This is a genomic window from Pseudomonas fluorescens NCIMB 11764, from assembly GCF_000293885.2.
Classification (GTDB): Bacteria; Pseudomonadota; Gammaproteobacteria; order Pseudomonadales; family Pseudomonadaceae; genus Aquipseudomonas; species Aquipseudomonas fluorescens_B.
Window position 1 is genome coordinate 4,744,385 of the sequence record NZ_CP010945.1, and the last position, 24,611, is coordinate 4,768,995.

Annotated in this window: 24 protein-coding genes; 11 read left to right on the plus strand and 13 right to left on the minus strand. The window is 60.3% G+C overall.

Translation table 11 applies throughout. From position 1 onward, the window contains the following. Positions 1-9 precede the first annotated feature (9 nt). A complete protein-coding gene (locus tag B723_RS21645) occupies positions 10-597 on the minus strand; it encodes a cytochrome c oxidase subunit 3 family protein (protein WP_017338893.1) in 588 nt (195 codons plus the stop codon). After that, positions 581-1,372 carry a CbbQ/NirQ/NorQ/GpvN family protein gene (locus B723_RS21650; RefSeq protein ID WP_017338894.1) on the minus strand — a complete coding sequence of 264 codons (792 nt, stop codon included), beginning with the start codon at positions 1,370-1,372 and terminating at the stop codon, positions 581-583. The genes B723_RS21645 and B723_RS21650 overlap by 17 nt, the downstream gene beginning before the upstream one ends. A gap of 199 nt (positions 1,373-1,571) precedes the next feature. Between B723_RS21650 and B723_RS21655 the strand changes: the two genes are divergently transcribed. From B723_RS21655 to B723_RS21705, 11 genes are all read left to right on the plus strand, one after another. Next, positions 1,572-3,263: a nitrite reductase gene (locus tag B723_RS21655; RefSeq protein ID WP_017338895.1), complete on the plus strand. Its 1,692-nt coding sequence runs from the start codon at positions 1,572-1,574 to the stop codon at positions 3,261-3,263. Between the two features lie 24 nt (positions 3,264-3,287). Further along, positions 3,288-3,602, plus strand: coding sequence for a c-type cytochrome (locus B723_RS21660; RefSeq protein ID WP_017338896.1), 315 nt, complete (start codon positions 3,288-3,290; stop codon positions 3,600-3,602). Positions 3,603-3,621: 19 nt separating this feature from the next. Then, a complete protein-coding gene (locus tag B723_RS21665; protein WP_017338897.1) occupies positions 3,622-3,945 on the plus strand; it encodes a c-type cytochrome in 324 nt (107 codons plus the stop codon). Next, positions 3,942-5,120 (plus strand): cytochrome D1 domain-containing protein, encoded by a 1,179-nt coding sequence (locus B723_RS21670; protein ID WP_017338898.1) that lies wholly within the window; start codon positions 3,942-3,944, stop codon positions 5,118-5,120. The genes B723_RS21665 and B723_RS21670 overlap by 4 nt, the downstream gene beginning before the upstream one ends. Before the next feature lies 1 nt (position 5,121). Then, positions 5,122-5,580: an Lrp/AsnC family transcriptional regulator gene (locus tag B723_RS21675; protein ID WP_010460166.1), complete on the plus strand. Its 459-nt coding sequence runs from the start codon at positions 5,122-5,124 to the stop codon at positions 5,578-5,580. Continuing rightward, complete coding sequence (locus B723_RS21680; RefSeq protein WP_017338899.1) at positions 5,577-6,092, plus strand: Lrp/AsnC family transcriptional regulator; 516 nt, start codon at positions 5,577-5,579, stop codon at positions 6,090-6,092. The genes B723_RS21675 and B723_RS21680 overlap by 4 nt, the downstream gene beginning before the upstream one ends. Beyond that, entirely contained in the window at positions 6,085-6,528 is a 444-nt protein-coding gene (locus B723_RS21685; protein ID WP_010460162.1) for an Lrp/AsnC family transcriptional regulator, read from the plus strand. The genes B723_RS21680 and B723_RS21685 overlap by 8 nt, the downstream gene beginning before the upstream one ends. After that, positions 6,503-7,006: an Lrp/AsnC family transcriptional regulator gene (locus tag B723_RS21690; protein WP_017338900.1), complete on the plus strand. Its 504-nt coding sequence runs from the start codon at positions 6,503-6,505 to the stop codon at positions 7,004-7,006. Before B723_RS21685 ends, B723_RS21690 begins: the two co-directional genes overlap by 26 nt. A 26-nt stretch (positions 7,007-7,032) precedes the next feature. Continuing rightward, positions 7,033-8,211: a heme d1 biosynthesis radical SAM protein NirJ gene (gene nirJ, locus B723_RS21695; RefSeq protein WP_017338901.1), complete on the plus strand. Its 1,179-nt coding sequence runs from the start codon at positions 7,033-7,035 to the stop codon at positions 8,209-8,211. Positions 8,212-8,281: 70 nt separating this feature from the next. Beyond that, entirely contained in the window at positions 8,282-9,121 is an 840-nt protein-coding gene (cobA, locus tag B723_RS21700; protein ID WP_017338902.1) for a uroporphyrinogen-III C-methyltransferase, read from the plus strand. Then, entirely contained in the window at positions 9,118-10,611 is a 1,494-nt protein-coding gene (locus B723_RS21705) for a nitrite reductase (RefSeq protein ID WP_017338903.1), read from the plus strand. The genes cobA and B723_RS21705 overlap by 4 nt, the downstream gene beginning before the upstream one ends. 184 nt (positions 10,612-10,795) lie before the next feature. On the opposite strand, the gene B723_RS21710 is transcribed toward B723_RS21705, so the two are convergent. From B723_RS21710 to B723_RS21760, 11 genes are all read right to left on the minus strand, one after another. After that, entirely contained in the window at positions 10,796-11,539 is a 744-nt protein-coding gene (locus B723_RS21710) for an SDR family NAD(P)-dependent oxidoreductase (protein WP_017338904.1), read from the minus strand. A gap of 108 nt (positions 11,540-11,647) precedes the next feature. Then, positions 11,648-12,151, minus strand: a complete 504-nt coding sequence (locus B723_RS21715) for a nitrous oxide reductase accessory protein NosL (protein WP_017338905.1) — start codon at positions 12,149-12,151, stop codon at positions 11,648-11,650. A gap of 32 nt (positions 12,152-12,183) precedes the next feature. After that, a complete protein-coding gene (locus tag B723_RS21720; protein WP_017338906.1) occupies positions 12,184-13,014 on the minus strand; it encodes an ABC transporter permease in 831 nt (276 codons plus the stop codon). After that, positions 13,011-13,934, minus strand: a complete 924-nt coding sequence (locus tag B723_RS21725) for an ABC transporter ATP-binding protein (protein ID WP_017338907.1) — start codon at positions 13,932-13,934, stop codon at positions 13,011-13,013. Before B723_RS21725 ends, B723_RS21720 begins: the two co-directional genes overlap by 4 nt. Next, positions 13,931-15,220: a nitrous oxide reductase family maturation protein NosD gene (locus B723_RS21730; RefSeq protein ID WP_017338908.1), complete on the minus strand. Its 1,290-nt coding sequence runs from the start codon at positions 15,218-15,220 to the stop codon at positions 13,931-13,933. Before B723_RS21730 ends, B723_RS21725 begins: the two co-directional genes overlap by 4 nt. A gap of 27 nt (positions 15,221-15,247) precedes the next feature. After that, a complete protein-coding gene (nosZ, locus tag B723_RS21735; RefSeq protein WP_414883968.1) occupies positions 15,248-17,170 on the minus strand; it encodes a TAT-dependent nitrous-oxide reductase in 1,923 nt (640 codons plus the stop codon). Between the two features lie 52 nt (positions 17,171-17,222). Continuing rightward, positions 17,223-19,403: a transcriptional regulator NosR gene (nosR, locus tag B723_RS21740; protein ID WP_193393002.1), complete on the minus strand. Its 2,181-nt coding sequence runs from the start codon at positions 19,401-19,403 to the stop codon at positions 17,223-17,225. Between the two features lie 110 nt (positions 19,404-19,513). Then, positions 19,514-20,902 carry an oxygen-independent coproporphyrinogen III oxidase gene (hemN, locus tag B723_RS21745; RefSeq protein WP_017338911.1) on the minus strand — a complete coding sequence of 463 codons (1,389 nt, stop codon included), beginning with the start codon at positions 20,900-20,902 and terminating at the stop codon, positions 19,514-19,516. A gap of 22 nt (positions 20,903-20,924) precedes the next feature. After that, complete coding sequence (locus tag B723_RS21750; RefSeq protein WP_017338912.1) at positions 20,925-22,271, minus strand: coproporphyrinogen III oxidase; 1,347 nt, start codon at positions 22,269-22,271, stop codon at positions 20,925-20,927. A gap of 117 nt (positions 22,272-22,388) precedes the next feature. Further along, positions 22,389-22,832 carry a CopD family copper resistance protein gene (locus B723_RS21755; RefSeq protein ID WP_017338913.1) on the minus strand — a complete coding sequence of 148 codons (444 nt, stop codon included), beginning with the start codon at positions 22,830-22,832 and terminating at the stop codon, positions 22,389-22,391. 272 nt (positions 22,833-23,104) lie between these two features. Beyond that, positions 23,105-24,448 (minus strand): MFS transporter, encoded by a 1,344-nt coding sequence (locus B723_RS21760; protein ID WP_017338914.1) that lies wholly within the window; start codon positions 24,446-24,448, stop codon positions 23,105-23,107. Positions 24,449-24,611 lie beyond the last annotated feature (163 nt).

The following is a 24,611-nucleotide window of genomic DNA, read 5'->3' on the forward strand; positions in this document are numbered from 1 at the left end:
AGAACCTCGTCAACTCAGCACGTAGACCAGCGGAAACAGCACCACCCAGATCAGATCGACCATGTGCCAATACAGCACACCCGATTCAAGCCCGCTGCGGTTGGCGGCGTTGTACAGGCCACGGCGACAGCGCTCCGCGAGCCACCCGAGAATGACCATGCCGAGCAGTACGTGGAGAAAATGAAAACCGGTGAGGATCCAGTAGAGGGTGAAAAAGGTGTTGTGCTCAATGCCCAGCCCCGAGGCCAGCAAGTGCCGGTATTCCGTGAGTTTCAGCACCACGTAGACACTGGCGGCGAGTAACGCCATCAGCAGGAAGCCCGCACCGTGACGCGGCCGTGAGCGCCTGACTTGCTCCTGCGCCAGCGCGGCGAACAGCCCCGCAGTGAGCAGACTCAGGGTCATCGCCAACCCGGTTGAGGTGTTCAGCAACAGGCGGCTTTCACTGAACATCTGCGGCTTGATCGCTTGGGTGACGGCGAACGCCAGGATCAGGATGGCGAACACCGACAGCTCGGCCAGTATGAAAAACCACATCGCCAGATCGCCCGGCAAATGCCTGGGCGCCACACCGCTGGACTCAACCGAAGTGGACATCAACCACGTCCATCAGCGCCGCAACTGTCAGCGGATCATCACTCAGCGGCTCGGCCAGGCAGGCCATGCAGGCCTCACGCGGGGTCATGCCGGAGCGGATCATGCGCGCGGTAAAAATCAGCAGCCGCGTTGAGGCGACCTCTTCCAGATCATGTTGATCGAGCCGGCGCAGCGCCTGGCCCAACCGCACCACTTGCGCCGCCAGCGCGTTGTCCACCTGGGCTTCCCGGGCCACGATACGTTCCTCGTCGGCCACCGGTGGATAGTCGAAACGCATCGCCACGAAACGTTGGCGGGTGCTGGGTTTCATGCCTTTGAGCAGGTTCTGGTAACCGGGGTTGTAGGAGACCACCAGCATGAAGGACGGCGGCGCCTTCAGCACTTCGCCGGTGCGTTCCAGGAACAGTTCACGACGATCATCGGCCAATGGATGCAACACCACCACGGTGTCCTGACGCGCCTCGACCACTTCGTCGAGGTAACAGATGCCGCCTTCACGCACCGCCCGGGTCAGCGGTCCGTCCTGCCACCAGGTGCCTTGGGCACCGATCAGGTGGCGGCCGATCAGGTCGGCCGCGCTCAGATCGTCATGGCAAGCCACGGTGTACAGCGGCAGTTTCAGCCGATGGGCCATGTGCTGGACAAAGCGGGTCTTGCCGCATCCCGTGGGGCCTTTGATCAGCACCGGCATGCCGTGTCGCCAGGCTTGCTCGAACAGCGCCTCCTCATTATTGAGCGGTTGATAGAAGGGTTCGCAAGACGGGTTACGGTCCATGGGCTGTCTGTTCCAAAAGCGGATTCAAGGAACACGCTACGGGCCCCTGCGACAACCTGGCAAGTGAGATGGCCGGCAAACTTGATCGTCGTCAAGCGAACATTGGCCTGCTCGGGCATAGCCTTGCACGGCACTAAGAACCTGCGTTCTGCGCTGCCGTTTCAGCACATCGCAAAGGTCTTGCCTGAGGAGAAATGGAATGCTGATCAGCAACAGAAAAATGTTTGCCCTGACCCTCGCCACATTGTGTTCGTCACTGGCCCTGGCGGTGAGTCATGCCGCCAGCGCTGAAGAGCCCGCCGCCGCTGCGGCCAATTCGCCCATGGTCAAAACCGCCGGCGCTCCAGACATGAGCCAGGCCGAGTTCGACTCATCCAAGGAAATCTACTTCCAGCGCTGCGCAGGCTGCCACGGCGTTTTGCGCAAAGGGGCCACGGGCAAACCGTTGACGCCGGACATTACCCAGAACCGTGGGCAGCCGTACCTGGAGGCCTTGATTACCTATGGGTCGCCGGCGGGCATGCCGAACTGGGGGACGTCCAATGCGCTGACCAAGGATCAGATCACGGTCATGGCCAAGTTCATTCAGCACACGCCGCCGACGCCACCGGAATGGGGCATGGCCGAGACGCTGAAAACCTGGAAAGTGTTGGTCAAACCCGAAGATCGTCCGAAGAAGCAGTTGAGCAAACTCAACCTGCCGAACCTGTTTTCGGTGACGTTGCGCGATGACGGCAAGATCGCCCTGATCGACGGTGACAGCAAGAAGATCGTCAAGCTGATAGAGACCGGTTACGCGGTGCACATCTCGCGCATTTCTGCTTCGGGTCGCTACCTGTTGGTGATTGGCCGAGATGCCCGGATCGACATGATCGACCTCTGGCCGGTGGAGCCGACCAAGGTCGCCGAAGTCAAAGTGGGCATCGAGGCGCGCTCGGTCGAGACCTCCAAGTTCAAGGGCTACGAAGACAAATACACCATCGCCGGTTCTTATTGGCCGCCGCAGTTCACCATCATGGATGGCGAAACCCTGGAGCCGAAGCAGATCGTTTCGACCCGTGGCATGACCGTCGACAAACAGCAATATCACCCCGAGCCTCGGGTCGCAGCGATCATCGCCTCCCACGAATGGCCGGAGTTCATCGTCAACGTCAAGGAAACCGGCAAGGTGATGCTGGTCAATTACCAGGACATCAAAAACCTCACTGTCACCTACATCGATGCCGCGCCGTTCCTGCATGACGGCGGTTGGGACAGCACGCACCGCTACTTCATGACCGCCGCCAACAACTCCAACAAGGTCGCCGTGATCGACTCCAAGGAGCGCAAGTTGACCGCGCTGGTGGACGTCGGCAAAACCCCTCACCCGGGTCGCGGCGCCAACTTCAACCACCCGACCTATGGCCCGGTCTGGGCCACCAGCCATCTGGGTGATGACGGTATCTCGCTGATCGGCACCGACCCGACCAAACACCCGCAATACGCCTGGAAGCAGGTCGCCTCGCTCAAGGGTCAGGGCGGTGGATCGCTGTTCATCAAAACCCATCCCAACTCCCGTCATCTGTACGTCGATACCACCCTCAACCCGGATACAAAACTCAGTCAGTCAGTGGCGGTGTTCAACCTCGACAAACTCGACGCCGGCTACACCGTGCTGCCCATCGCTGAATACGCGGGCATCAAGCAAGGCGCCATGCGCGTCGTGCAACCGGAATACAACAAGGCCGGCGATGAAGTCTGGTTCTCCGTGTGGAGTGGCCAGGCAGACGAGTCGGCGCTGGTGGTGATCGACGACAAAACACTGAAGCTCAAGTCAGTCATCAAGGACAAGCGACTGATCACACCCACCGGGAAGTTCAACGTCTACAACACCCAACACGACATCTATTGAGCTCCATCAATGCAAGGAAACACCATGAAAAATACTCTGTTTTCACTGTTCGCCCTGACCGCCGCGCTGAGTATGCAACCGGCCATGGCCCAAGACGCGCTGGAGCTGTTCAAGAGCAAACCCTGCGCAGCCTGTCATTCCATCGACGCCAAGATTGTCGGCCCTGCGCTCAAGGATGTAGCGGCCAAGAACGCTGGCGTACCCGGAGCCGTGGACACCCTCGCGAGCCACATCAAGAACGGTACACAAGGCAACTGGGGGCCGATGCCCATGCCGGCCAACCCGGTGACTGAAGAAGAAGCGAAAACGCTCGCGACTTGGGTACTGACACTCAAATAACCGCCAGGAGGGCGTCTTGATGGTGTATCGACACGCTGTGATTCTGGCGGCCCTCCTCCTCATTTGCGCAACCGCGGTTGCGGCGCCGGACGCCCAGCGTCAGGCACAACTCGAACACTTGCTGACCCAGGACTGCGGCGCCTGCCATGGACTGCACCTGACTGGCGGGCTTGGCCCCGAACTGACGCGCGCAGCGCTGGCCGGCAAATCCAGGGACAGCCTGATTGCCACCGTCACCCAAGGCCGGCCCGGCACCGCGATGCCCGGTTGGGCTCCGCTGCTCAGCCCCGGCGACATCCGTTGGCTGGTCGATCTACTTCTCCAGGGATATCCCGCACCATGATCCGTTCAATCCTGCTGTCAGCGGCGACCGGGCTGTTGTTGTCCGCTTGCGTTCAGCCACCATTGCGTGGCACCGGCGACTTGGGACTGGTCGTGGAGCGCGCCACCGCAAGCGTACAAATCATCGAAAGCGACACCCACACCGCGCTGGCCCGACTCGAGGGTTTCGGCGACCTGTCCCATGCCTCGGTGGTGTTCTCCCGTGACCAGCGCTACGCCTATGTGTTCGGGCGCGACGGCGGGTTGAGCAAAATCGACTTGCTGACCTGGCGTATCGATCATCGCGTCATCCAGGGTGGCAACAGCATTGGTGGCGCCATCAGTCAGAACGGCAAGCTGATCGCCGTGTCCAACTACGTGCCCGGCGGGGTCAAGGTGTTCGATGCCGATACCCTGCAACTGGTGGCCGATATCCCGGCCACGCCACTGGCCGATGGCACCAAGCGCTCCCGGGTGGTCGGCCTGGTCGACGCGCCGGGGCAATGCTTTGTCTTCAGCCTGTTCGATACCGGCGAGATCTGGATCGCCGATTTCAGTCAGGGCAGCACGCCACAGATCAGCCGTTTCACCGGTATCGGCCAGCAACCCTACGACGCCTTGATCACCCCGGACGGACGCTATTACATGGCCGGCCTGTTCGGTGAAGACGGCATGGCCCAACTCGACCTCTGGCATCCAGAACGCGGCGTGCAGCGAGTACTCGGCGATTACGGACGCGGTCAGGCGAAACTCCCGGTCTACAAGATGCCGCACCTGGAAGGCTGGGCTGTCGCCGACAACCAGGCCTTCGTGCCCGCCGTCGGCCGGCATCAAGTGTTGGTGATGGATTCACGCACCTGGCAGCAGACCGCCGTGATTCCGGTGGCCGGCCAACCGGTGTTCGTCACGTCGCGCCCGGACGGTCGGCAGCTGTGGGTCAATTTCGCCTACCCGGACAACGATCGGGTTCAGGTCATCGACACCGAAACCCACGCCGTGGTCGCCGATCTGCGCCCCGGGCCAGCGGTGCTGCACATGGAATTCACCGCACGCGGCGACCAATTGTGGCTGTCATTACGCGACGGTGATCAGGTCCAGGTCTGGGATCCGTACCGCCTGGAGCTGCTGAGCACCCTGCCCGCCAGAGCACCGAGCGGCATCTTCTTCAGCAGTCGTGCGCAGAAAATGGGGTATTGAAATGGACCTTGAACGACTCAGCCGCCAACTCATCGACCGCTTTCAGCACGGCATGCCGCTGTGTCCGTCACCGTACAAGGAGATGGCCAGGATTCTCGGTTGCCGCGAGTCCCAGGTGATGGCCTGCCTGGAAGAAATGGATCAGGCCGGCACCCTCTCACGCATCGGCCCGGTGTTCGAACACAGCCGCGCCGGGGCCAGCACCCTCGCCGCCCTCGCCGTGCCCGCCGACCGCCTGCAACAGGTGGCCGATCGCGTCAGTCAGTACCCGGAGGTCAATCACAACTACGCACGGGAACATTTCTACAACCTGTGGTTTGTGCTGACCGGCCCTGATCGCCAACACATCGACCGCGTGCTCAAGGAACTGGAGGACGACACCGGCCTCATGCCGCTGGACCTGCCGATGTTGACCGCCTACCGCATCGACCTGGGCTTTGCCCTGGGAGAAAACTCATGACACCAGGATTGAACCCCAAACAAGCATTGGCGTTGCGCCAGCACCTCGAAGGCGGGTTGCCGCTGGTGTCGCGCCCGTATCAGGCTCTCGCCGAACGGCTCAACGCTGACGAAAACCAGGTACTCGAACAGATGCGCCAATGGAGCGAGCTAGGGCTGTTTCGCCGTATCGGCCTGGTGCTGCACCATCGAGCGCTGGGCTTTACCGCCAACGCCATGCTGGTGCTGGATGTTCCCGATGCGCTGATTGACGAAGTCGGCCAGCGCCTGGGGCGAGCGCCCGGCATCAACCTCTGCTATCAGCGGCCCCGGCGCCTGCCGCAGTGGCGGTACAACCTGTTTTGCATGGTGCACGGGCGTCAACGTGATCAGGTGGAGGCGCAGATCCAGGCGCTGCTGGAGGAGCATCTACTGAGCGACTTGCCCCATCAATTACTGTTCAGCACCCAGGTCTTCAAACAGTGCGGCGGCCGCTTTGCGCCCTCGCGCACCGGAGCAGCGACCCATGGATGACCTCGACCGCCGACTGATCAACCGTTTGCAATTGGGCTTGCCGCTGGTGCGCCACCCCTGGCGGGTATTGGCGGCCGAACTGCAGAGCAGCAGCACTGAACTGCTCGACCGATTGCACACCCTGCTCGCTGATGGCGTGCTCACACGCTTCGGCCCGATGTTCGACATTGAACGGCTGGGCGGCGCCTTCACCCTCGCCGCGTTGGCGGTGCCGGAAGAACGTTTCGATGACGTCGCCGAACAGCTCAATGGCCTGCCGGAAGTGGCGCACAACTACCGACGCGAACACGCCTGGAACATGTGGTTCGTGCTTGGCTGCGCGACCGAAGAAGGCATCGCCGAGACGCTGCAGCGCATCGAAACCCTGACCGGCCTGCCCCTGCTCAACCTGCCTAAAGAGGAGACTTACCATGTCGGTCTGTATTTCCCGGTCTGAAGACACCCTCGCCCAGCGTCTGATTGCGTTGACCCAGGCCGGTCTGCCGTTGCTGGATGACCCGTGGGCATGGCTCGCCGAACAACTGGGATTAAGCATCGAATCCACCCTGGACCTGCTTAAGCGCTTGCAGGCCGAGGGTGCGATTCGGCGCATTGCCGCCGTACCCAATCACTACCGACTGGGCTATCGCCACAACGGCATGACGGTCTGGGATGTGCGCGACACCGACATAACGCGCCTCGGCGCGCTGATCGGCGCGCAGCCTTTCGTCAGCCACTGCTATCGCCGCCCGCGCCGAACCGGATGGCGCTACAACCTGTTCGCCATGGTGCATGGCCGCAGCCGCGATGAGATCGACAGCTACCGCGAGCACCTGCGCTATTTGTTGGGCGAGGCCTGTGTTGCCGACGAGATGCTGGTGAGCAGCCGCATCCTGAAGAAAACCGGCTTGCGATTACCTGTCGCTTCGCACTGAACACGCCCTGACTCAAGGAGAGTTGCATGTTGAGGATCAGCCAATACTTGCGTGCGCTGGCAGGCCAGGCGCCTGCACCCAGAACCAGTCCACCGGGCAGTAACCGGGCGCCGGTGGTGATCTGGAACCTGCTCAGGCGCTGCAACCTGACCTGCAAACATTGCTACGCGACCTCGGCCGACAGTGTCTTTCGCGACGAACTGGATACTGCCGCCGCGCTGACCGTGATCGACGATTTGCACGATGCCGGGGTGAAGGTGTTGATTCTTTCCGGTGGCGAACCGCTGTTGCGCGAGGATCTGTTTGTGCTCAGCGCCTATGCCCGCACCAAGGGTTTCTTTGTGGCCTTGTCCACCAACGGCACGCTGATCGATGAGCAGAACATTACGCAGATCGGGGCAGCGAATTTCGATTACATCGGCATCAGTATCGATGGCCTGGAAGCCACCCATGACGCCTTCCGCCAACTCAAGGGCAGCTTCGCCCGCTCCATGCAGGCGATCCGGCTCTGTCGCGAACAAGGCATTCGCGTCGGGCTGCGCACTACCCTGACCCAGGAAAACCACCCGCAGTTACCCCAATTACTGGCGCTGATGCGCGAGTACGACGTGCAGAAGTTTTATCTATCGCACCTCAACTACAGCGGTCGCGGTAAACGCAGTCGCAAACTCGACGCGCACCAGCAGATGAGCCGCGAGGCCATGACGTTGATCTTTGAGCGAACCTGGGAAGACATCCAACAGGGGCGCGACAGCGATTTTGTCAGCGGCAACAACGATGCCGATGCCATTCTGCTGCTGCAATGGGCAGCCCTTCGTATTCCCGAGCATTACCCACGCCTGGAAAACATGCTCCGCGCCTGGGGTGGCAACGCCTCCGGCAACGGCATTGCCAATATCGACAACACCGGCGAAGTGCACCCGGACACCTACTGGTGGCAGCACTCGGTGGGCAATGTCCGCCGCACGCCGTTCCGCACGTTGTGGCTGGATCAGCCGGATGCCCTGCTGTTGCGCCTGCGTGAGCATCCCCGCGCTGTCGGTGGTCGTTGCGCGCAATGCCGCTGGTTGCCCATCTGCAACGGCAACACCCGCACGCGTGCCTGGGCCGAGGGAGATCTGTGGGGCCAGGACCCCGGCTGCCACCTCAGCGATGACGAAATCGGTGTTACGCCGTCAACGAACATCCCTTGCATCACCCACTGAATAGCCCGTCCGGCCAACCACCTGACAAAGGCTGGGGCCGGCCAACCTGATGAAGCACCAAGGACGCCCCATGCCTCCATCGATTGCGATACCGGCCACACTTGAGTCGCCGTTCCGGCCGGGCGAAGTCGCCCTGGTCGGCGCCGGCCCCGGCGACCCACGCCTGCTGACCCTGCGCGCCTGGAGCCTGTTGATGCAGGCCGACGCCGTGGTGTACGACCGGCTGATCAGCCCCGAACTGCTGACCCTGATTCCCCTCGCCTGCGCCCGTCATTACGTCGGCAAGGCCAGCGGTTGCCACAGCCTGCCCCAGGAACAGATCAACGAACTGCTGGCCGACCTCGCCGATCAAGGGCAACGCGTGGTCCGGCTCAAGGGCGGCGACCCGTTCATTTTCGGTCGCGGTGCCGAGGAGCTGGAGTACCTGCTGCAACGCGGCATTGATTGCCAGGTGGTGCCGGGAATCACCGCCGCTTCCGGCTGCAGCGCCTATGCAGGCATACCGTTGACCCACCGCGACCTGGTCAATTCCTGCCGGTTCATCACCGGCCATTTGCAACGCGATGGCGAATTGTCGTTGCCCTGGAGCAGCCTCGCCGACAGTAGCCAGACGCTGGTGTTTTACATGGGCTTGTCGAACCTGGGAATCATCGCTCAACGCTTGATCGAAGCCGGATTATCAGCCGACACACCGGCGGCGCTGATCAGCAACGGCACGCGACCCGACCAGCACGTCGCCCGCGGCAAGCTGCACCAATTGCCGACCCTCGCGCTGGATTGTCCACCGGGCATTCCGACACTGACGGTAATCGGCTCAGTGGTCGATATGTTTGATGCAGAACAGCTGGAATACCCGGCGCGACTCTACCCGACCCAAGCCCTGCTACGTCGCGCCAAGGTGGCGATATGAGGCGCATCGTCCTTGCCCACCTGTTAGGGGTCAGTGCGGCCCAGGCCGGCGCAGCAGTGCCGGTACTTGAACACGCGGCGCAACTCTATCAGCAGCATTGCCAGAGCTGTCACGGTATCAACCGTCTCGGCGGCGCAGGGCCGGCGTTGTTGCCTGAGAGCCTCAGCCGGATCAAACCTGATGAAATCCGCAGCGTGATTCAAAACGGTCGCCCCGCGAGCCAGATGACCGGCTATGCCAACGTGTTCAGCCCCGCGCAGGTCGACGCGCTGGTGGATTACCTTCAGCAACCGCCTGCCACCCCGCCCACCTGGAGCAATGACGACATTCTCGGCAGTTACTCGATGCTCGCGGACCTGAGCAAACTGCCCTCCACGCCCCAGCACGGCGCCGACCCGCTGAACCTGTTTGTGGTGGTAGAGGCTGGCGACCATCACATCGACATCCTCGACGGTGACCGCTTTGAGGTGCTCGCGCGGTTCGCTTCGCACTTCGCCGTGCACGGCGGACCGAAGTTCTCGCCCGACGGGCGCTTCGTCTACTTCGCCTCCCGTGACGGCTGGATCAGTCTGTATGACTTGCACAACCTGAAGCTGATCGCCGAGGTCCGCGCCGGCCTTAACACCCGCAACCTGGCGGTGAGCAAGGATGGACGCTGGGTGCTGGTGGGCAACTATTTGCCCGGCAACCTGGTGGTGCTCGATGCCCGCGATCTGTCGCTGGTCAAAACCATCCCGACCATCGGTCAGAACGGTACCGCGTCACGGGTCAGCGCGGTTTACTCCGCCCCGCCGCGCGACAGTTTCATCGTTGCACTCAAGGACGTGAAGGAAGTCTGGGAGCTGTCCTGGGCGGGCACACAGGATTTCGAACCCCGGCGGATTCCTGCCGGGGATTTTCTCGATGATTTTTCCTTTTCGCCGGACTACAAACAGCTGCTGGCTACGTCGCGCAAGGCCCAGGGCGGCCAGGTCATCGACCTCGACAGCGGCAAGGTGGTCACCGACATACCGCTGCCAGGCATGCCGCATTTGGGGTCGGGGACCTATTGGAAACGCAACGGTGAATGGGTGTTCGCTACGCCGAATATCAGCAAGGGGCTGATCTCGGTCATCGACTTCAAGACCTGGAAACTGATCAAGGAAATCCCGACCCTGGGGCCGGGTTTCTTCATGCGCAGTCATGTCAACTCGCGGTATGCCTGGACCGATGTGTTCTTCGGGCCGGACAACGATGCGATCCACCTGATCGACAAACAGACCCTGGAAATCGCCCACACACTGCGCCCGGTACCCGGCAAAACCGCCGCTCATGTTGAGTTCACTCGCGACGGCCGCTACTTGCTGCTGAGCATCTGGGCCACCGATGGCGCGCTGATCGTCTACGACAGCAACACCCTCAAGGAGATCAAACGTATTCCGATGAACAAGCCTTCGGGCAAGTACAACGTGGGGAACAAGATTGAGTTTGCCGAGGGGACTTCGCATTAGGCCTTGTGCCCCAATACCGAAATATACATCGCACTTGTGGCGAGGGAGCTTGCTCCCGCTGGGGCGCGCAGCGCCCCTACAAACCGTCACTGGGTACATTCAGATTAAACGCAGGCGCTGGTTTTACGACTGCTACGCAGCCGAGCGGGAGCAAGCTCCCTCGCCACAGGTTTGTCTTCGCCCTTTAACCCAAGGTGTATCCGTTATCGACTGTCCAGTCCTGACCGTAAACACCCCGAGCGCCCTGCGAGAGTTGAAAAACAATCACATTGGCCACCGCCCCTGCGTCGAGAAAGTGACCGGGCAACAGACGTTTACCCAGGGTGTCGGCGACGTCGCCGAGTTCCCCCTCGCTCAACCCCAGGTTGTCCCACATCGCGGTGGCGGTCGGTCCCGGCGAGACCAGATTGATGCGCACATCAAAACTCGCGAATTCCACCGCCAGCGTGCGTGCCTGAGCCGCGAGCGCAGCCTTGCTGGCAATGCAAGCGGCCAACCCGGGAAAGCTCGAGCCGGTCAGGAAGCTCCCGACAAACACCACCGAAGCCGGGCTCGCCAATTCACCGCGTAACGCCGCCAGGGTGTTCAACGCCCCGGCGCCGTTGACCGCCCACTGACGCTGGAAGGCCTGCATATCCAGGCTGTCGGCCATCTCGGCGACACCCGCGTTAGGCACCAAATAGTCCACGGGGCCCATCGCCGCAGCGCGCTCGGCCAGTTCGCTCAGGTCTTGCTGACTTGTGACGTCCCCGGCAAACCATTGCAACCGCTCGCCGTAGATCTGCTGCAAGGCCGGCAATTCACCGAGAGTCCGTGACATCGCCAGCACCTTGACCCCGCGCGGTAACAGCGCGGCGCACAGCGCCAGGCCGATCCCGGAGCTGGCACCTGTGACCACCGCCAAACGATCTTGAAACTCGGTTTTCATCATTTTCTCCTGGGCATCACGGATGCCAGCACTGGGGACGTAGCGAGACCTATCTTTGAGCAGGAGACGAAAAAACGACTTGACGGCGATCAGGCTTTTTAAACGACGTTAGCGTTGCTGCAGCAGTGCCGGAGTGATCTCGCTGAAGCGCAGCAAGCGACCGCCCTGTTCAGCGGCAAGCTTTTCAGCGGCCTCGCGACTTGAGAACGACGCCAGCACCACGCCCATGGCGCCTTTGAGTTGGGTGCCGACCACGTAGAAGGCGTCTTTGGCATCGATCAGGTGGGCGTCATTCGGCGCGTTCCACGGGCTGCGGCCCATGTCATGGACATACAGTTTTGCATCGCCATGATGGTTTTCCGGCTGCAACCACCAGCCGATCATTTCCGCCGTGGAACAGAACTTCCTGACCCCGGCCCGCTCGACCACTTCGCCCTTGGGCCCGGGGAATCCGTCGATAATCATCCCGCAGACATGGCATTCATCACTGGGATGAAAGGCTGCGGCGGCGTCGCTGTAAGTGGCTTGCACTGGGTTGTCACAGGCCGTCAGCAGGAGGCACATCATCAGGCCCGCCACTGCGCGCACTGTCGTCAGATAAAACGCATTCATCGTCAACTACTCCAAACCATCAAAGTGGAAATTCATGTCGCCCGGCGACGAAACAACAGCCAGGCCGAGCCCAATGGCACCGCCACCCACAGCGACAGGCATAGCCAGAGCATCGAGCCCGGCATCGGCAAATCGCTGCCCAGCGTCAGCACACCCGCGGTACTGGCGCCGGGTTCAAAGCCGGAGAGGTTGATCAGGCGATAGATGTCAGCGGGGTTGAGCAGCAGCAACCAGGGCAGCACTTTCGGGTTGAACTGCCCTTCGCTGAGCACCAACAGCGCCAGCAGAGCCAGGTCGAACACCAGCACGAAGAAGAACCACACGCCCAGCGCCAGCCCGGCCGCCGTGGATTTCTCGGCCGACGCACTGCTCAGCACATAGGCCAACCCCAGAAACCCCCAGCCCAATAACGTCGACGACGCCATGAACCGACCGAAGGCCCAGAGCAGCAGGCTCAGCTGGATATCGTCCACCAGCACCGCGATGGCCAGCATGGCGCAGCCGAAACCGATCAGCGTCGCCAGCGCCAGGATCAACCCGTGGCCGACAAACTTGCCGAGCAGAATCTGCCCGCGACCCAAGGGGTACGTCAGCAACAGCAGCAACGTGCCGCTCTCGTCCTCGCCGACGATGGCGTCATAAGCCAACAGCAACGCAATCAACGGCATCAAAAACGTCGCCAGACTGGCGAGGCTGGCGATGGTGGCCGGCACCGAGGTGAAACCCAACTGCCCGGAGGCCGCGGCGCCCAGCCAGGCGATGCCGATGGCCAGCACCGCGAACAACACACTGATCGCCAGCAACCAGCGATTGCGCAAACCGTCACTGAATTCCTTGCGGGCCATGTTCCAGACAGCGTTCATACGGCCTCCCCGATTGGCGTCGCACCGGCCCGGCTCATGTAGTAGCGGTAGATATCTTCCAGCGACGGTTGATGGATTTCCACGTCGGCCGGTTCGTCTTCATTGAGCAGCTGGCGCAACAGCCCGAGCTTGCTGCCATTGAGCGCGGCCACTTCAAGACCTTCGACGCCCCAGCGTTCGGTGAGGTGCCCGGCGTTGTTCCAGCGTTGCTGCAAGGGCCCGGCGTGCTTGAGGCCGTTGGCGCGAATCAGCGTCGGCAACCCGGCTTCCTCGCGCAAACTGCGTAGACTGCCCAAGGCCAGCAGGCGGCCCTGGGTCAGAATCGCGGCGCGGTTGATGTGCGCCTCGACACCGGGCAAGACGTGGGAACACAGAATGATGCTGGTGCCTTGGCTGCGCAGGCGATCGAGCAACCGATACAAGTCCTGAGTGGCGATGGGATCGAGGCCGACTGTTGGTTCGTCAAGCAACAACAAACGCGGCTCACCAAGCAGCGCTTGCGCCAGCCCGAGGCGTTGACGCATGCCCTTGGAGTACGTCTTGACCCGTCGATGCGCCGCACCGGCCAGGCCGACTTCCTCCAGCAGTGCGTCCACTTGGGCGGACGCGGCGCCTTTGAGTCGCGCGAAATGACGCAAAGTCTCGACACCGCTCAGTTGCGGGTAAAACGTGACGTTTTCCGGCAGATAACCGAGCAGCCGCCGCACGTGGGGATCGCAGGGCAAGCGACCGAACACCCGGACCTGCCCTGCGCTGGGCTGGAGCAGGCCAAGCACCAGTTTCATGCTGGTGGTCTTGCCCGCGCCGTTATGCCCGAACAAACCCAGCACTTCACCTTCCGCCAGGCTGAGGTTGAGCTGATGCAACACGGTGGCATGCCCATAGCGCTGGCTGACGCCTTCGATGTCGATGACGTTCATGAGTTGGGCTCCTGGGTCAGGGGTTGAGTGGATGATTTCATCAGCGGATGGCTGTCCAGCACCCCCGGCGATTTCATCACCGGAAAGGCCCGTTGCACCCAGCGCAGCAACTCGATCCCAGGGCTGTTCATCAGCAGCCGCACCTGCGGGTACAGCCAGAGCAGCCGGTCGACGTTGTCATTGGGTTCGTAGGCGATATCGCCGAGGCCGTCGTTGTTGCGGTCCCAGCCCAGGTAATCGCTCCAGTAGTTACCGCGGCCATCCACCGACCATTCCTGCAAGCGGGTGGCGACGTACTTGACCTGCCGCTGGTTGCCGACAAACGCGTTGTCGGCGATGCGGTTGTCTTCCGAGCCGGCGGTGAGATGGATGCCCACGGCGCTGCGCTCGAAGTGGTTGTGTTCGATGCTGTTGAACAGCGAGTTGTAGATGAACAGCGCCTTGCCCTCGGCGCCGCTGATCATGCTGTCGCCGGTCGAGCCGTCGCGCACGTCAGTGACGAAGTTGTCACGCAAGGTTGAGTAAGTGATGTAGTTCATCAGGATCCCGTAGTTCTGATCCTGTTCGGAGCGATTGCCGATCACCGTGAGCTTGCGGCTTTGCATCAAGGCGTAGCCAGTGCGGGTGCGGCGGGTGGTGTTGCCGATCAGTTGGTTATCGTTGGCGAACATGTAATGCACGCCATAGCGCAGGTCTTCCAGGGTATTGCCCTGCAGCAGGTTGCCGTTGGAGGTGTCGATGTAGATGCCATCGCGGGTGTCGCGCACCTGGTTGCCAATGACCTTGGCGCCACGCACCGCATACAGATGAATGCCGTTGCCGCGATCTTGCGAACGCATCGCCGGATCACCCTGAATACGGTTGTCGATCAGACTCACATCCTGAGTGCCGTCGACCCAGATACCGAAGCCCTTGCCCTGCAGCCGATTGCCTTTGATCACCGCACCATGGGCTTTGGGCTGGATGAACAGCGCCGCATTCATGGCGGTGAGGTCGTGTCCCCAGTTTAGAAAGGTGCAGCCTTCGATGGCGACATCCGGCGCGCTGATGATCACACCGTTGCCCTGCCCCTCCCCCTGAAATACCGCGCCGGGCTCGCAGAGAATCTGCATCGGTTGATCGACACTGAACGAGCCCCGGTATTCCCCCGCCGGCAGGTGCCAGCGTTGATTGGCGTCCACCCGCAGCGGCAACGAGGTGATGGGTTGCACCGCCAGCGCGCTGCCGGACATCAGCAGGAGCGCAAATGCCATGACCGTCACCGGGTTTCCCTTGCTATCAGTCATTGCTTCGCTCCTGTCGATGGGCAACGGTCAGGCCTTCTCGACCTTCATGCGGCCGACCATTTCCATGTGCAGCGCATGGCAGAACCAGCTGCAGTAGTACCAGTGCAGGCCGGCCTTGTCGGCGATAAAGGTGATCGACGAGGTCTGCTGCGGGCTGATTTCCATGCTCACGCCATGGTTGGTCATCACGAAGCCGTGGGTCACGTCTTCAATCTGGTCGATGTTGGTGATGGTCACCGTGACCTCGTTGCCTTGTTTGACGGTGAACTCCGGCAAACCGTAGGCCGGGGCCATCGAGGTCATGTAGACGCGGACTTTGTTGCCGTCGCGGATGACCTTGTTGTCGGTCTCCAGCTTGATCCCGTCTTTGGCGGCGATCGCCACCGTCTCGGCGAAAAACGGGTCGTTGCGGTCCCAGATCTTCTTGGTCTTGATCTGGTCGCGGCGGGCCATGACGCAGTCGTGGGGTTCGGCAAAGGCCGGGCCGTCATGCACCAGTTTCATTTCCTCGCCGGAGATATCGATCAACTGATCGTTTTCCGGGTGCAGCGGGCCGGTCGGCAGGAAGCGATCCTTGGAAAATTTGCTGAGCACCATCAGCCATTGGCCATCGGCGTCTCTGGTTTCGGTCAGCGAGGCATGGTTGTGGCCCGGCTGGTATTGCACGTCGAGTTTCTGCTTGATGTAGTTGACCTTCTCGCCGGTGTACGCGCGAATGGCCTCCTCCACGTTCCACTTCACCACCTGGCTGTCGATAAACAGCGTGGTATAGGCATTGCCGCGGCCGTCGTAGGTGGTGTGAAGCGGGCCCAGCCCCAGTTCCGGTTCGCCGACCACCGCATCGCGCGGGTCCTTGAATTTGTCGTCGAACAGATCATCCAGCTTCGCGGTGGCGATGATCGTGCAGGTGGGCGAAAGTTTGCCCGCGGCAATGAAGTACTTGCCATCGGGCGTCATATTGATGCCGTGGGGGTTCTTCGGCACCGGGATGTAGCGGGTGAACGTGCTGTCCTTGCCTTCGTTTTTACGACCGTCGACCACCGGCACTTTCGAGCCGTCCAGGGTGATGAACTTGCCAGCCTTGATCGCCGCTTCGATGCGCGGGATGTTGAACACCACCACCCAGTCGCGCTCGTTGCGCATCATGCCGCCCAGGTCGTAGGCCTTCTCCGAGTTGTAGCAGGTGGACGCCGCGTATTTGCCGGTGTAGTCGGCGTCGGTGTTGTCCAGGTTGCCATCGACAATGACCTGGAAGGCCATCTCCATTTTCTCGGCATCGATGGCGTTGAACATCGTGTAGCTGTTCTTGTCCTGCAGGTCGAAGGTGCTGCCGTCATTGGGGTGTGGAATCACGAATTCAGCATTGGCGAACACGTATTTTGTGTGCGGCACTTTTTGCAGGCGCAGCCCGTGAACGGCCTGCACATTGGGCACGGTGAGCATCTTGTCGCACTTCATGATGTCCAGACGGATACGCGCAACACGGCTGTTGGCCTTGTCATTGATGAACAGGTATTTGCCATCGTACTTGCCGTCAGTCATGGACAAATGCGGGTGGTGGCAGTCGCCATTCTGGAAATGCGCGCTGTCGCCCATGATCCGTTTGCTTTCGTTGGTCAGGCCCCAGCCAGTGGCGGAGTCGACGTTGAACACCGGTACACGCAACAGCTCGCGCATCGACGGAATGCCCATGATCCGCACTTCACCCTGATGACCGCCACTCCAGAAACCGTAGTACTGGTCCAGTTCGCCCGGCCCGACGTGGGTTTTCAGTTGCGCGTCCTTGGCCGCTGCCGCCCAGGTCTCACGGGTAAACACCGCGCCACCGATGGCCGTGGCACCGGCCAGTACCGCGCCGGTCACCGCGCTGGTGCCCAGGAAACCGCGACGACTGAGGCCGGTCGATTCCGGCACTTCAGTGGCTTTTTTGGATTCTGTGTCGTTCATCAGGTGTATTCCTTGAAGGATAAAAACGGTCGCAGCGCACAGGCGCTCGCGGGGTTCATTCCAGAGCGCTCACTTCCACGACAGGTATCAGTTGCACAGCGATGGGTGCCGGTTTGCCGCGCTTCTTGCGCTTGTTGATCAGTGGCGGACACTTGTTGTCGTTGTGGTAAGTCATCTGGCAATCGAGGCAGTAGTGGCACTCGTTGGCATTGATTCGGCCATCGGGATGAATCGCCTGGATCTCGCACTCCTTAGCGCACAGCTGGCAGGGTGTGCCACAGTCCTTGCGGCGTTTGAGCCAGTCGAACAGGCGAAATTTGCTCGGAATCGCCAGCGCGGCTCCCAACGGGCAGATGTAGCGGCAATAGACTTTGCGGGTGAAGAGGTTGATGACCAGCAGTGCCACCGCGTAGAGAACGAACCACCATTGGCGGTCGAACCTGAGGGTGATCGCGGTCTTGAACGGTTCCACCTCGGCGAACAATTCGGCGGTGGACATCGACTCCAGGGAGAGGCCGAACAGCAGCAGCAAAATGATGTATTTGATGGCCCACAGCCGTTCATGCACCGCGAAAGGCAATTCGTATTGGGGGATTCTCAGCTTGCGCGCGGCTTCGTTGATCAGCTCCTGCAAGGCACCGAACGGGCACAACCAGCCGCAGAATACGCCCCGCCCCCACAGCAGAATGCTCGCAGCGGTGAAGACCCAGAGCATGAAGATCAGCGGGTCGGTGAGAAACAGCTCCCAGCGAAAGTGATCGAACAGCGCATGGGCGAAGGTCAGCACATTGACCACCGACAGCTGCCCCAGCGCATACCAGCCGAGAAACACCACGGTAAAGACCAGGTAACCTCGGCGCAGCCAGTGCAGAAAACGTGGCCGACGCGTGAAGGAGTCCTGCAGGAACAGGATCGCCATCAGCAGCAGTAATGCGCTGCCGAGCACGGTGATCTGAAAGGATTTCTGGTACCAGATGGTCAACCACATCGGCCGACCGGCTTCCTCGAGGGCGGCCAATTCTTCGGCGCTGGGCAGTGGCCGCTCAAGGTATGGCTCGGGCAGTTGATAAGGCAGTTCGAAGCTGCTGAAGGTGCTACTGAGCGGCCCGGTTTGACGACGCACCAGCAACTCCAGGGACCAGGGCGATCCCGGGTCGAACCGGGCCGGCTCGCGCACAATGAAAATCGACATTTCGGTGAATTCCGGCATGCCCTTGGCAAAGACGTCGGAGAGCCGCTGATGGTCCATGTCGCGAAAACTGATGACGTTGCCGAACTGGCGCAATTGCACCCGATCGAAAATCCCGCCGCGCACATACCCCGAGCCTTTATAGGAAAAAAGCCCACGACCCAGCACCACAATGGCCTGCTCGCCGGGCTTGAGGTCTTGCATAAGTAAGCGATATTGATTGTCCCCCAGCAGCGCGCGGCCGATGGTCGGCGGATTCAGGTCGGCGGTGTAGAGCTCGATAAAGGTCTCATCCACCTGATCGGCGGCGGCGTTTTCCACGCCTTCGGCGTCGGTGCCCTTGAAGGCGGCGTCGACCTGGCCACGGGTCAGGTTCAAGCGGCGGATGGCGCCGTTGCCGGTCAGTTGTTCCCAGGTGGCGGGTTCGAAAAAGTCCTGGCGCACGGTGGCAGGCATGCGTGCCACACCGCCCGTGTCCTCGATCAGCTTGAGCGATACGGCCACGTCGTGGGCGGCGCGCATGATGACCTCGTTGACCACCATCGCCGTGACGGTAGCCCCGGCAATCGCATCGACGGTGACGGCCTTCGGGTCGCTGGAATGGCCGACGACCACCCGCTGGCTGACCTTGATGCCCTTGTACCTGGCACTGAAGCCGTGAAGTTTTGCCTCAGGAATGCCGATCAGCAGAATGGGCTCATGGTGCTCCAGCACATAGGCATCCTGAATCGCACCAGCAGTGTCGAGGATCACCTGGGTATTGATCGGCTTGCCCGAGTAGGCAGGAATGTCCACCACGTCCAGACTCTGGAACACATAGCCGAGCACCTTGCCGGCGGCGGACAGCGTGCGCACCTTGAACCGGCCTTCGGGGGCGGAAACGGAATCGGTCTGAGGGAAGGTTTTCTCGATGCGCTGCTGCTCGATGTCGCCGTATTGCTTGGCTTGCACCGCCTCAAAGGTGGCGAGCATCAGCATTAGCATGACCACCAGCCCGACGCCCCAGGCGCGCAGGTTGCCGTGTATCGAAGGCGGATGGATTGTCATGGGCTCGCTGATTTCAAAAGGGCTTTCGGTCATGTTAGGGAGCGTTGCGCCCCCTGCCCTTGATTGAAATCAACTTGAGAAATTAGCCCATGAGGACAGGCGCCAATGACTCAAACCGTGCGTGAAAACAGGCCTTTTTGCTCACTACCCAGATAGGCGTCAAACGCCATCGCGGCACTGCGCATCATCAAGTGCCCCTGTGGTAACAGCACCAGTTCGTCGCAGTGAATCTGCAGCAGTCCGTCGCGAACATGTTCCTCCAGTTGGGCCAAGGCATCGGCAAAGTACTCGGTGAAGCGAATGTCATGACGCATTTCATAGCGGTTAAACGTAATACGGCCGTGGCACATCAGGTCGCTGATCACTTCGCGGCGCAGCAAGTCGTCTGCGCTCAAGCGGTAACCGCGATGCACCGGTAGCAGGCCTTGGTCCAGACGCGCGTAGTACTGAGACAGCTCCTTGACGCTCTGGCTGTAGCTGTCGCCGACCTTGCCGATTGAGGACACGCCGAGGCCGATCAAGTCGCAGTCGGCGTGGGTGGAGTAGCCCTGAAAGTTACGCTGCAGGGTGCCATTGGCGCGGGCCAGCGACAGCTCGTCGTCCGGCAAGGCGAAATGATCCATGCCGATATAGACGTAACCGGCCGCGGTCAGACGGCGGATGGTCAGTTCAAGCAATTCCAGCTTGCGCTCCGGCGGCGGCATGTCGGCGGGACGAATCAAGCGTTGTGCGCGAACCATTTCCGGCAGATGTGCGTAGCTGTAGGCGGCAATCCGGTCCGGACGCAGCGCGATGATCTTGCCGAGGGTGACGTCGAAACTCTGCACGGTTTGCAACGGCAGGCCATAGATCAGATCGACGCTGATCGACTTGAATTGCGCCTCGCGTGCCGCAGCAACCAGCGCATAAATCTGCTCTTCACTTTGCTGGCGATTGACCGCGGCCTGCACGTGGGGGTCGAAATCCTGAACACCGAAGCTCAGGCGATTGAAGCCCAACTGGCGCAGCGACTGGATCTGCTCGGTGCTGATGGTGCGCGGGTCGACTTCGATGGAAAATTCATGGTCATCGCTGTCATCCATATTGAACGCCTGGTGCAGGCAATCCATCAGGTCCGCGAGCTGTTCACTGGTTAAATAAGTTGGCGTGCCGCCGCCCAGGTGCAATTGCGTGAGTTTACGGGTGCTATCGAACAAGGCCGCCTGCATCGCAATCTCAAGCTTGAGGTACCGAAGGTACTCGACGGCGCGATGGGTTTTCTGGGTAATGATTTTGTTGCAGGCGCAGTAGTAACAAAGACTTTTGCAAAACGGAATGTGGATATACACCGACAGCGGTTTCGACGCGCTCGCCTGGTTGCTCTCGCGGGCGGCACGCTGATAGTCGTCAACGGCAAAGGCCTGATGGAACTGTGGCGCGGTTGGGTAAGAAGTGTAGCGCGGCCCCGGGCGGTCATACTTTTCGACCAGGGCGCGATTGAAATCAAAGGAAGGCTTCATGATCAATAAACTCGCAAATGGGTTAACACCTCGCACCGCCCACATCCTTTTCAAACAGGTTGCAGATGGCATCCACTTCCGGCCGACCGGCAGGGAGAATGCTGATGAAGCGGTCCGACAACTCAATCAACCCCTCACGACTCAATTGCTCCAGCAACGGCCAGACCGACGAGAAATACCTGGAAAAAACCAGCCCATAACGTCTTTCGATGGCGCGTATATCCAGTTCCAGATCACACGCCAGTCGCTCCATGACCATTTGCCTGATTTGCTCCCCTGCCTCGAAGCGCCAGCCTCGACACGTCGGCAATTGCCGCATGTCCAGTTGCTGCTGATAGCGTTCAATCTCGTCGGTGTTTTGCGTGTACAAATCGTCGATCTGGCTAATGGCACCCAAACCGAATCCAACATGATCGCAATAGCCGTGACGGGAGAAACCCTCACAGGTACGGCGCAACCGGCCTCGCTCCTGGGCGACGGCCAAATCATCATCGGGCCGGACAAACTGCCCCATACCGATGTAGTGATAACCCGCGCAAAGCAGTTGATCAAAGCAGATTTGGCGCATCGCGCCTTTATCGACCTGGCTGCACGGCGCTCTGACTTTGTCACCGGGCACCGGACGATAGCGCCGTGGTGGCCGGGCATAATCGAACACCATCAGCCGGTCTGGCTCCAGCTTGATAATGCTCGCCAGCTTCAACGCAAAACTGTCTGGCGTCTGCCAGGCATGGCCAAAACCCAGATCGACGTTGATGGATCGAAAACCAAAGGTCCGCACCGCGTCCATGAGCGACTGGATCGGCGCCGGGTTCTGGTAGCAGGCCACCGACCTCTCACAGTCGCTGTCGAAATCCGGTACACCGATGCTGACATGATTGAACCCCTGGTCGCGCAGCACGCCCATGGTCGCCCAATCGGTTTGATAGAGGTCCACCTCGACGCTGTAGTCGCCGCAATCATGTAAGAGAAAGTTGAAACGGCGACGCAAATGACTCATCAGCCGCCCTATGTGAGCAGTGGTGAGTGTTGCGCCGCCCAGATGAAACTGTTCCACCCGTTGCTGCGCATCCAGGTGGCAACCGACGAGGTCGATCTCCTGCTCCAGATGCTGGAGGTACTGCTCAATACCCTGGTGCTCGTCGGCGCTATCACGAGGGGAACAAAAGGCAAGCTTGAGGCTGGAGGGTAGCTGCACGTTCAGGGACAGCGGACGTCGCTTCTGGCGGCTGACGCGCAACGCGCGAAGCAGATCCAGTGATCCGATACCCTCATGGAATTTTTGCGTGTCGGCATGACAGTTGGGGTCGAGCACGCCCTGATCGCACCGGGCGACCAGCTCGCCGGGGTTGTGAAAGAAATCGAGCATGAAGGTCTCCGACACTGGCTGCGGGTCATCAGTGTCGGGGTTCAACGATCAATACGCCTTGATTTGCATCAAGCACAAGGCAACGTCTTGGAAGAACAGACCACCCGTCAAAGCCGATCACCAGGTCAGATAAAACATTCCCTTGGCCAGCAGCACGATAACGACCATGTGACAAAACAGGCTGCCGTGGATGAACTGCAGGTACCGCGGACTCATTCGGCCACGTTTGAACAAAAACATGGCCACCAGGAAGTGCAGCAGTACGCTCACGGCCACCGCGACTTTCAAGGCCAGCAAGGTGCCGAACGATGAAGCCAATGGTGAGGCAAGGACTGGCAGGTAGCGCAGCCAGACCATGCCGAGCCCCGCACCGAACAATACCAGCAGCACCCACGGCATCAGCGAGCGCGCTCGCCGGCCGATGCCTTCCTCCACCAGCAACATGACCCTGGTGGGTAGCTGTTTGCGGATACTTTCAAGGAACAGAACTTCGAAGAACACCGTACCGATAAAGATCAGGGCGGCAAACAGATGCAACGTCAGAATCAGCGGATAGATCATGGAGGTGTCGCCTTGAGTCAAGGCAACCCGTTACGCACGGGTATGTCGATCTCTGGAGACTACTGAGCCGTCGGCTCCATGTGGTTGACATCGATCAAGAAAGCCACAAAACCCACACTCAACGCACTACATCAGTATCGAACGCGCAGAAGTGGCCGTTTTTACCGTTGGTCAAGTGAAAACCTGATAGGCGTGCTGCCTAAACCATTACTGAAATGCCAAACGCCCGATGCGGTGCATCAGGCGTTCGGTTAAATCGGTGTAACACTCAATTAGCGCAGAGGCAGGCCCTTGGTTTCTGGCATGCGCAAATAGACCACGGCACTGATGGCGCTGATCACCGCCAGGTAGATCCAGAACAAGTGCCCATAGCCCCATCCGGCCATCGCGGCCATGAGATACGGTGCGGTTCCGCCAAACAGTGTCACTGATAATGCGTACGGCAAGGCGATACCGGTCACTCGAACTTCAGCCGGAAATTGCTCCGCCATGGTCACTGCAGAAGCTGCGCCGAAGCCTGTCATGATGACCATTGATATGGTTTGCAGGATGGTCACTTCCGTCAGACTGATACCGACATGCAACAGACCGAAACTTGGCCACGCCCACAGAACCGAAGCGACGGCAAATCCGATCAGAACCGGCCGGCGACCGAGTCTGTCAGCAAGTTTCCCGGCAAAAGGCATTAGCACCAGTGACACCCCTACCGAGATCACCCCTGCCAGCAATGTGTCACGGATCGACATACCGGTGATCAGGTGAACCTGCGAGGGATAGCTCACCATCCATACATAGTTGAGCAAGTTGCCGGCCATGGCGATGCCGATCACCCGCATCGCATCTTTTTTATGGCTGAAAAACAGATCACGCAGAGGCCTTTTTTTCATGTTGCTCGCGGAGCGCGCCTTGAAAATTTCAGTCTCGCGCACCGACAGGCGGATCCACAGCGCGATCACCCCCATCAGAGCGGCAATGATAAAGGCAACGCGCCAACCCCAGTCGTTCAACGCAGCGTCACTTCCCAGCGATGCCAGACCAAAGCCCAGAAGGAACGAAACCATGGTCCCGGCATTGATCGCGAACCATTGCCATGAGCCGGCGAAGGCGCGGCGGTGTGCAGGGGCTGACTCGATCAGGAACGCCGAAGCAGAGCCGAATTCCCCCCCAGCGGAAAACCCTTGGACCAGGCGCGCTAAGACCAAAATGATCGGTGCGGCAATTCCAATGCTGTCGTAGTTGGGGCATAGGCCGATGACCAGCGAGGCCAGCGACATCAGCAGGATAGAAAGCGTCAAGCCTTTCTTGCGGCCGTAGCGGTCGGCTATTTGGCCGAGAACCGCACCACCGATTGGCCGCATGATGAAACCAACGGCGAAAATCGCCAACACTGACAGCAAGTTAGTAAGACTATCCCCAGCGGGGAAGAACTGTCGGGCAAGGATGGAAGAAAACGTGGCGTAAATCACCCAGTCGGTATATTCGACTATGGTGCCGAGCGTTGCGGCGACAATGGCCTTTTTCTCGCCATAGGTCAGTTGCCGCCCCTGAACATTTGCACCGGCGCCTGATGCCGACTCTGGCGACAGTGCACTCATCAAACTATTGTCGTTACTCATTTCTACGGCTCCCGTGGGCGCTATTATTATTGACCTCTAGTCGCGGCCTCGTCTTGTCACGGGTTCATACTGCAATTTACCCGCGCCCCGGTGAATCGAGATTTTCGCCCTGCATCGTTGATTAAATCTCAATGCATAGGCATCTATTGAATATTTCAGGCTA